Annotated in this window: 5 protein-coding genes; 3 read left to right on the forward strand and 2 right to left on the reverse strand. The window is 40.7% G+C overall.

The features are described from left to right. Positions 1 to 272 precede the first annotated feature (272 nt). Together QTN47_RS17910 and QTN47_RS17915 are read left to right on the forward strand one after the other, a co-directional pair. A complete protein-coding gene (locus QTN47_RS17910; RefSeq protein ID WP_369330781.1) occupies positions 273 to 3,611 on the forward strand; it encodes a VCBS repeat-containing protein in 3,339 nt (1,112 codons plus the stop codon). A gap of 208 nt (positions 3,612 to 3,819) precedes the next feature. After that, the gene (locus QTN47_RS17915; protein ID WP_369330782.1) at positions 3,820 to 5,142 is read left to right on the forward strand and encodes a vanadium-dependent haloperoxidase; all 1,323 of its coding nucleotides are present in this window, start codon (positions 3,820 to 3,822) and stop codon (positions 5,140 to 5,142) included. Positions 5,143 to 5,338: 196 nt separating this feature from the next. On the opposite strand, the gene purE is transcribed toward QTN47_RS17915, so the two are convergent. Next, positions 5,339 to 5,869 (reverse strand): 5-(carboxyamino)imidazole ribonucleotide mutase, encoded by a 531-nt coding sequence (gene purE / locus QTN47_RS17920; protein WP_369330783.1) that lies wholly within the window; start codon positions 5,867 to 5,869, stop codon positions 5,339 to 5,341. Between the two features lie 172 nt (positions 5,870 to 6,041). Then, entirely contained in the window at positions 6,042 to 7,172 is a 1,131-nt protein-coding gene (locus tag QTN47_RS17925; protein WP_369330784.1) for a 5-(carboxyamino)imidazole ribonucleotide synthase, read from the reverse strand. A 299-nt stretch (positions 7,173 to 7,471) separates the two neighbouring features. On the opposite strand from QTN47_RS17925, the gene QTN47_RS17930 reads away from it, so the two are divergent. Then, complete coding sequence (locus tag QTN47_RS17930) at positions 7,472 to 8,227, forward strand: L,D-transpeptidase family protein (protein WP_369330785.1); 756 nt, start codon at positions 7,472 to 7,474, stop codon at positions 8,225 to 8,227. Positions 8,228 to 8,684: the final 457 nt, after the last annotated feature.

Raw genomic sequence — 8,684 nt, forward strand, 5'->3', positions numbered from 1 at the left:
GAACGGATAATTTAGATCATGGATTATGGCTTTAGCCACACATTTCACTTTTTGGGGCTAAAACCTTGATCTTAAGATCAATCGCTATCCGTCGGCTAAAGCACGACGGCAATGAATTTATCTAAAACGGCTTCAGGGAAGCCGTTTTTTAATTTTAGAGAACCCCAAAATCTCCTCTTTCAAAGAATTCAAATATTTGTTAGCTTTAGTAAACAAGTAGTTTACCATACCCGGTCATTCAAAGCCTCATAGTATGACTAAAGCTAACCAGTATGCGTGAGAAAAAATGTGTCCGCCCTGTTGCATATGAAAACTTCTGCCGTAGTACCTTGCTCACAGCTTTGTTTACCTGCCTTTTTATATGCTATTCTTCAGGTAGCTACAGTCAAAAACTATTTAAGTTATTAGCTGCCAGGCAAACCGGAATAAAATTTAGCAACGAGATTAATGAAACTGAAGGTCTGAATGTAATGGCCTACGAATATTTTTATAACGGAGGAGGCGTTGCCGTTGGGGATATAAATAACGATGGCCTGGAAGACCTGTTTTTTACCGCCAACATGAAGCCAAATAAACTTTACCTCAACCTTGGCAACATGAAGTTTAAGGATATTACGAAGGAAGCCTGCAAGGAAATGGAAGGAAAGAGTGAAGGCTGGAAAACGGGCGCTACAATGGCTGACGTCAATGGCGACGGATTGCTGGATATTTATGTTTGCTACTCCGGAAAAGTGAGTGAAGATCTTCGCAGAAATCAACTTTTTATTAATCAGGGCAATCTGAAATTCACCGAACAGGCAAAACAATATGGATTGGATGATCCCGGCTACAGTACGCAGGCTGCCTTTTTCGATTATGATAATGATGGCGACCTGGACATGTTTCTGCTTAATCATAATGTGAGAAAAATAGATAACATGGAGCTGGCCAGGTTCCGTAACCAAACTGATCCGCTTGCAGGAAGCCGGTTATACGAAAATAGAAACGGGCATTTTATAGATGTGTCTTCTAAAGCTGGTATCTATCAGTACCCGCTGACGTTCGGATTGGGGATCGCGATAGCTGATGTAAACAAGGACGGGTGGCAGGATGTATATGTTACCAATGACTACAACGAGCCCGATTATCTATATATTAACAATCATGATGGCACTTTTAAAGAAGATGCTGAAGATTGTTTCCGGCATCTTTCGCAGTTTTCCATGGGTGTTGATATTGCAGATTACAACAATGACGGGCTCCCCGATATAGTAACGCTGGATATGTTGCCACCTGATAATCGTCGTCAAAAATTGCTTCAGCTGCAGGAAAATTACGAGTCATTTCAATTGATGAAAGATCAGGGTTTGAATAGCCAGTACATGCGTAATATGTTGCAGCTAAACAATGGTGATAACACATTCAGCGAAATTGGACAGCTGGCCGGAATATCGGCTACTGACTGGAGCTGGTGCCCTTTGTTAGCGGATTTTGATAATGATGGCTATAAAGACCTCCTGGTTACAAACGGCTATTTACGGGATTATACCAATAAGGATTTTCTGAGATATTGGGGAGATTATAAAATAAAAAAGGCAATTGAAAGGGCACCTGAGCAATTGATGGACCTCGTGAAATCGATGCCCTCAACAGCTTTGGAAAATTATGTTTTCAAAAATAACAGGGATCTGACATTCAGCAATGTTCAGCAAGAGTGGGGACTGAATAATGTTTCAGTTTCAAGTGGTGCAGTCTATGCAGATCTTGATAATGACGGCGATCTGGACCTGGTTATAAACAATATCAACCAGGAAGCTTTTGTATATCAAAACATGCAGCATGAAGAACGAGGTGATGATTATTTGAATATCCGGCTAAAAGACTATACAGCTAATACAAGTGCGTTTGGAGCCAAGATATATGCCTATGAGAGTGGTCTTCAGCAATATGTTGAAGTAAATCCTGCCCGTGGCTATTTGTCTTCAGTCAGCACAAATACACATTTCGGATTTTCAAAAGCAACAACAATTGATTCGATCAGAATTATATGGCCGGATAATACAACGCAGCTGGTTTCCAATGTAAAGGTTAATCAGCAATTGGTTATTGAACATAAAAAAGGGTTACCCGTCTTTGATTATTCTGTTCATAAAAAGGCGAATGCAATATTCACAAAAGCGCCTGCGCCGGTTGATCATAAACGCGAAGAGTTTACAGAGAACGACTTTAAACGGCAACTGCTTATGTTGTTTATGTATTCGCAAACGGGGCCGGTTATTGCGCACGGAGATGTAAATAACGATGGAAAGGAAGATCTGTTTGTAAGCGGTGATAAAGCAACACCCGGTAAAATTTACTTGCAGCAAGCGAACGGAAGTTTTAAACCAGTTGGAGGATCTAAAATAGGAGATGAGGCAACTTCTGCATCATCGGCTGCCTGTTTTTTTGACGCTAACGGCGATGGCTTTGCAGACCTCTATGTTGCCAAAGGCGGGTATTCTTTGTTTCAGCCAGGTTCTGAAGCCTTGCAGGATGAACTATATATCAATGATAAAAAGGGAAATTTTTACCTCGCTTTAAATGCATTGCCTGTTGTTACAGCCAGCAGTAAATCATGCGTCCGGCCCTGCGATTATGATAATGATGGAGACATAGATCTTTTTGTTGGGGGCCGGGTTATTCCGGGCAACTATCCGGCAGCTCCTGAAAGTTATTTGCTGAATAATAATGGTAGAGGTGTTTTCTCGTTAGTAGATGTGCCTTTTAAACGGGCCGGCATGATCACCGATGCACAGTGGACAGACCTCAATGGCGACGGCCGTAAAGATCTTGTGTTGTGTGGAGAAATGATGCCGGTAATGATCTTTTTAAATACGACAAATGGTTTTGTCGATAAGAGCGCTGAATTCTTCTCCATGCCTGATAAAGGATTTTGGAATACAATTGCCATTGCAGATGTTAATAGAGATGGTATGGATGATATCATAGCCGGTAACCTTGGCTTAAACTCCCAGATCCATATATCCGACTCAATGCCGGCGGAATTATATTATGCAGATTTTGATCACAACGGCTCAATAGACCCGTTTTTCAACTTTTATATCCAGGGTAAAAGTTATCCGTTTGTAAGCAGGGATGAACTGAATGAGCAGATGTATTCTATGCGTAAGAAATTCATTTCTTATAAAGCATATGCTGATGCAACTATGAAAGATATTATTCCGCCGGAAGAACTTGTATCAGCAAGTAAGTTAACTGCCAATGAAAGCCGCTCTGTTGTCTATCTGAATAAAGGCAATAAGTTTGAAAAGGTGCCATTGCCGCTTCAGGCGCAGTTTTCAATGGTCTGCAACATTCTGCCTTATGATTTTAATAACGATGGCAAAATGGATCTGCTGTTATTCGGTAACCATACTGATAACCGGCTTAAGCTCGGCAGCATTGATGCCAACTATGGCTGCCTGCTGCAGGGTGATGGAAAAGGGAATTTTGTTTGCATTAATCAGGCGGATGCGGGTATTTGCATAAAAGGTGATGTAAAATCGGCGGGGATAATCACGATTAAAGATCAGCGGCATGTTATTGTTGGAGTGCCTGGTGATGTGTTTCAGACTTATAAGATTGGGAAGTGAGGAAATGTGTGAATGTGCAGATGTGCGAATTAGTAAATGTGCAAATGTGCGAATGAGGAGATGTGCGAATATGCAAATGCAGATGAGCTGGACGATAGCGGATTAAGGTTGATTAATGAAAGACTTGCAGAAAAGGAACATTTTCAAAGACAAGTACTTCGTACTTCGTAAATCGTACTTATAATTCATCATGTTTGTCAGCTGAATCATGAAAATAAAATATATTTTTCTTGTACCATTTCTGATGTTTGCAGGCAATGCTCCGGCACAGATAAATAAGATGGGGTTGGAGCAACAAATAAAGCCTGCGGTATTTTCTTTGTCGATGGTTATGATGCATGATGTGGTAAATCCTCCTGCTGCATCACGATATTTTGCATACTGCATGATGGGGGCTTACACAATTGTAGCTCAAAATGATACTTCGCTTCGTCCGCTTGAATCAGTTGTCCGGTCATGGCCCAAAGATTTTAAACTTAATCAAAATCGCATTAGTTACGATCCGCAGATTGCTGCGGTATACTGTATCCTGGAAACAGGCCGGCAAATGCTTCCGTCAGGATATATGCTGAAAGAAAAGGAAGATTCACTTGTTGCTTTTCTGAAAAAGAAAAAGGTTGCAAAAGCAATAATTGAGCAATCAGTCAGCGTAGCACAAGATGTAGCAGGTCAGGTAGTGAAGTATTCAGCAACGGATCATTATAACAAGTTAAGCGCCTTGCTGCGATATACGCCGCTGAAAGGTGATGGCTTTTGGTATCCGACACCACCTGCTTATATTGAGGCTGTTGAACCCAACTGGAAAACGGTGCGACCGATGATAATAGATTCTTGCGATCAGTTTAAACCAATGGCTCCGGTTGTATTTAGCAAGGATACTGCAAGCGGTTTTTATCTGTTGAATAAAGAAGTCTATGATGCAGCTGTAAATGCAAAGCCTGAACAACAGGAAATAGCTGCATTCTGGGATTGTAACCCGTTTGCAATAAGTACATCAGGGCATATGTCGCTTGGGTTTAAGAAAATTAGTCCGGGTGCGCATTGGATGAATATCATCAGTATCGCAGCAGAAAAAGCCGGCGTTGGGTTTAACCGCCACATTACTTTGCTAACGGTGGGCGCCCTGACGGCAATGGATGCATTTATCAGTTGCTGGGATGAAAAATACCGGAGTAACCGGATAAGGCCTGAAACCTATATTAACAGGTATATAGATGCTAACTGGCAGCCCTTGTTACAAACACCACCTTTTCCCGAATATCCCAGTGGGCACAGTGTGGTATCGGCGGCATGTGCGGAAGTGCTTACCTATTGTTTGGGTGATAATTTTTCTTTTACAGATAATACGGAGATCATGTTTGAGTTGAAGCCAAGAACATTTGCTTCATTCAGACAGGCTGCAGCAGAAGCTGCTATATCAAGGCTTTACGGTGGCATTCATTACAGGGATGCAATAGAAAACGGAGTGGCTGAAGGCAAAGCCCTGGCTGGCTATATCATCAGCAAGCTTCAAAGCGCGGGAGTAAGATAATTGAAAATTGAAAGTTGAAAATTGATAATGTGCAGATGTGCAAATGTGCAGATGTGCAGATGTACTTTCATCATCTATAAACTTTAAAACGCAGGGTTCAGATAATTGAAAATTGACAGTTGAAAATTGACAATGTGTGTGTTAGTTGCATTCGCGCTCTGCACGTTTTCAATTTTCAACTGTCAATTTTCAATTGTCAACTATTTTGATCAAAACCATTCGGCCATTCTTTTGCAAGAAAGTCTACCTTTTTCAGGACGGCTTTATTCATATCTTCTTTATAGACTTTCATTCTGGTTGCGACAGTCTCGTCGTGTGTACCGATAATTTGTGCAGCAAGCAAACCCGCGTTCTTGGCAGCATTCAATGCAACCGTAGCCACAGGAACGCCGTTTGGCATTTGCAGGATAGACAAAACAGAATCCCATCCATCAATAGAGTTAGATGATTTAATAGGAACACCTATAACGGGCAATGTTGTAACAGATGCCACCATACCAGGGAGGTGCGCGGCTCCGCCAGCTCCGGCAATAATAACCTTAAGGCCGCGTTCTTTTGCAGATTGGGCATATTCAATCATTCGCAAGGGTGTGCGGTGTGCAGAAACAACAGTCAGTTCAAAAGGAATATCAAATTCTCTTAAAACATCTGCGGCCTGCTGCATAACAGGAAGATCACTATCGCTTCCCATAATAATACCAACGAGGTTGGCTTGTTGTTGTGACATGTGCTATGTTTTTTTAGCTCTCAGCTATTAGCTATCAGCTTTCAGCTTGATCGAAGCGAAGCTGTCAACTCAATAAAAATCTTTTGTTTGTATTCTTTTCAGGTTCTTCCTCTCTCTTTCATTCTTTCTTTCTAACCTCTTACCATCTTACATGTCTTACTGTCTTACGATCTTACAATCTTACTGTCTTCACCACAAGTGTCTCCTTAATTTTCTTCGCCATCTGCACCAACTCATCTTTATCATCATGCATTATAGTCACATGGCCCATTTTTCGTCCTGGCTTGGTTTGTGTCTTTCCATAGAGGTGGACAAACACACCACTCATCTTTAATACTTCATCCATGCCTGTGTAGTCAGCCTCTCCGGAAAAACCTTCTGCACCCAGTATATTAACGATTGAAGATCTCTGAATGGCTGTTGTATCTCCAAGAGGATAATCCAGCATAATGCGCCACAACATATCATACTGGCTGCAATAATTTGCTTCAATTGTATGATGCCCGCTGTTATGTACCCTTGGAGCGGTTTCATTTACCTGTACCTGGTTATTTTGATCAACAAACATCTCTATCGCAAAGAGACCTGCTGTATTTAATGCTTTTGCCAATTGACGGGCAATGGCCGAAGCTTGTTGAAGTATATCATCGCTGATATCTGCCGGACTGATCTGGTAATCAAGCAAATTCAGTTCAGGATCGAACACCATTTCGGCAGGAGGGAAAATAGCTGTGTCTCCGTTATTTGCAACAGCAATGATAAGCGCAATCTCTTTTTGAATATCGACCATCTTTTCAAGTACTGACGGAGCATCAAAGCCTTTAGAAATATCATCCGCAGTCCGGATCACCTGTACGCCTTTACCATCATATCCGCCCTGTCCGATCTTATGAACGGCGGGTAAAAGACTGGTATGCTGGCTGAGCTCGTCCAACTTATGGGTTATGACAAACTCAGGTGACAGGATGTTATGATCTTTATAAAATTGCTTTTGGGTAACCTTATTTTTAATCATTTTGATAGCAGCAGGAGCCGGATACACTTTTACGCCTTCCTGTTCCAGCTTTTCCAGCGCTTCAACATTAACCGCTTCTATTTCAATGGTTATTGCATCAAGATTTTTTCCGAAATTATAAACCGTATCAAAATCGGTAATATTTCCTTTTGTGAAGTGATGACAAAGATGAGCTGCAGGACAATTTTCATCATTTTCCAGTACATATGTTTCAACGACATAATTTGCTGCTGCCTGTAATAGCATTCTGCCTAACTGGCCACCACCTAATATTCCGATTTTCTTCATATAATTTCAGTTAGCGGCGAAGATAAAGCGGAAAGCTTAAAGCCTAAAGCTTAAAGCCCAAAGCTTTGTACACCGGCTCAAAATTTCCAACTAATCAATATCACCTAGAAAAGTTTTATGGTATTTGATTATTCCTGGAACTCCGGTTTTAGGCTTTGGGCTTTAAGCTTAAAACTTAAGACTTACTCCTTAATATAAGTCACATACATATTAAATTAACTTTTGTGGAAAAAAATAGTTCAGGAACTTTTAACTTGCACACTCTTAACTTTTAAAGGTAATTTGAATATTTTCGGAGTATGAAGCAGTTTAGCTGGGTGGTTTTATTTAGTTTGTTGACCTCTGCCGCCTTTTCCCAATCTTCATTTTTAGATTTTCAGCGTACATATCCCCGTGTTGCGCAGGCTGTGCGTTTCAAAGAGGATACACTACGCAAGCAATTTCAGGCTCAGGGACTTCAATGGCCCGCAAAACAGATATATATCCGTTCTTTTAAATATGACGGGCAACTGGAGGTTTGGGTACGTGGCAATAATTCCGAACAATTTAAATTATTCAAGACTTACAGGGTGTGCGCAATGGCTGGTGCGTTAGGTCCAAAAAGATTTGAAGGCGACTACCAGGTTCCGGAAGGTTTTTACTACATCAACCAGTTTAATCCCAAAAGCACTTATCATCTAAGTCTTGGGTTAAATTATCCCAATGCGTCAGACAGAATATTAAGCGATACGCAGAAACCAGGAGGAGACATTTACATCCACGGCAGTTGCGTTACTGTTGGTTGTATTCCTATCCAGGATGCCTATATTGAAGAGCTGTATATCTTAGCTGCCAGCGCAAAAAATAATGGACAGGATTATATACCCGTTCATATTTTCCCTATCCGCTTTAGTAATTCAAAAAGTGCGGAGTATCTCGCTAAGGCAGCCAAAGATGATCCGGATTTACAAAAATTCTCGGTTAAACTGAAAGAGGTATACGACTTTTTTGAAAAGGAGAAAAAACTGCCATTGATATCGATAACGAAAACGGGGGAATATTTGGTGGTGAATTAGGTCAATAGTGAATCAAGTCAATAGTGAATGGTGAATAGTGAAAGGTGCGGCTTACTAATAAACACAGGCCTTAAGAAATTCAAGTCAGAAATTATAAATAAAAAGGATCGGTAAAATCTCACTTTTGTCGATCCTTTTTTTATGCGCTATTAGCGAGCCTAAATTCAATCGCGCTGTATCACCTTTCACTATTCACTATTGACTATTCACTGGTGAAAGGTGAATAGTCAATAGTGAATAGTGCGACTTACTAATTAAACACAGGCCTTAAGAAATTCAAATCAGAAATTATAAAGAAAAAGGATTGATAAAAGTGAGGTTTATCGATCCTTTTTTATTGTTACATTATGAGCAAGATTAAATTCAATCGCGCTGTATCACCTTTCACTATTCACTATTGACTATTCACTGGTGAAAGGTGAATAGTCAATAGTGAATAGTGCGACTTACTAATTAA

It is taken from the genome of Danxiaibacter flavus (assembly GCF_041060425.1).
GTDB classification, from domain to species: domain Bacteria; phylum Bacteroidota; class Bacteroidia; order Chitinophagales; family Chitinophagaceae; genus Danxiaibacter; species Danxiaibacter flavus.

Bases quoted from the DNA above. Each gene is read 5' to 3' on its own strand.
- QTN47_RS17910 (WP_369330781.1), top strand. From the start codon at position 273: ATGCGTGAGAAAAAATGTGTCCGCCCTGTTGCATATGAAAACTTCTGC.
- QTN47_RS17915 (WP_369330782.1), top strand. From the start codon at position 3,820: ATGAAAATAAAATATATTTTTCTTGTACCATTTCTGATGTTTGCAGGC.
- QTN47_RS17930 (WP_369330785.1), top strand. From the start codon at position 7,472: ATGAAGCAGTTTAGCTGGGTGGTTTTATTTAGTTTGTTGACCTCTGCC.
- purE (WP_369330783.1), bottom strand. From the start codon at position 5,869: ATGTCACAACAACAAGCCAACCTCGTTGGTATTATTATGGGAAGCGAT.
- QTN47_RS17925 (WP_369330784.1), bottom strand. From the start codon at position 7,172: ATGAAGAAAATCGGAATATTAGGTGGTGGCCAGTTAGGCAGAATGCTA.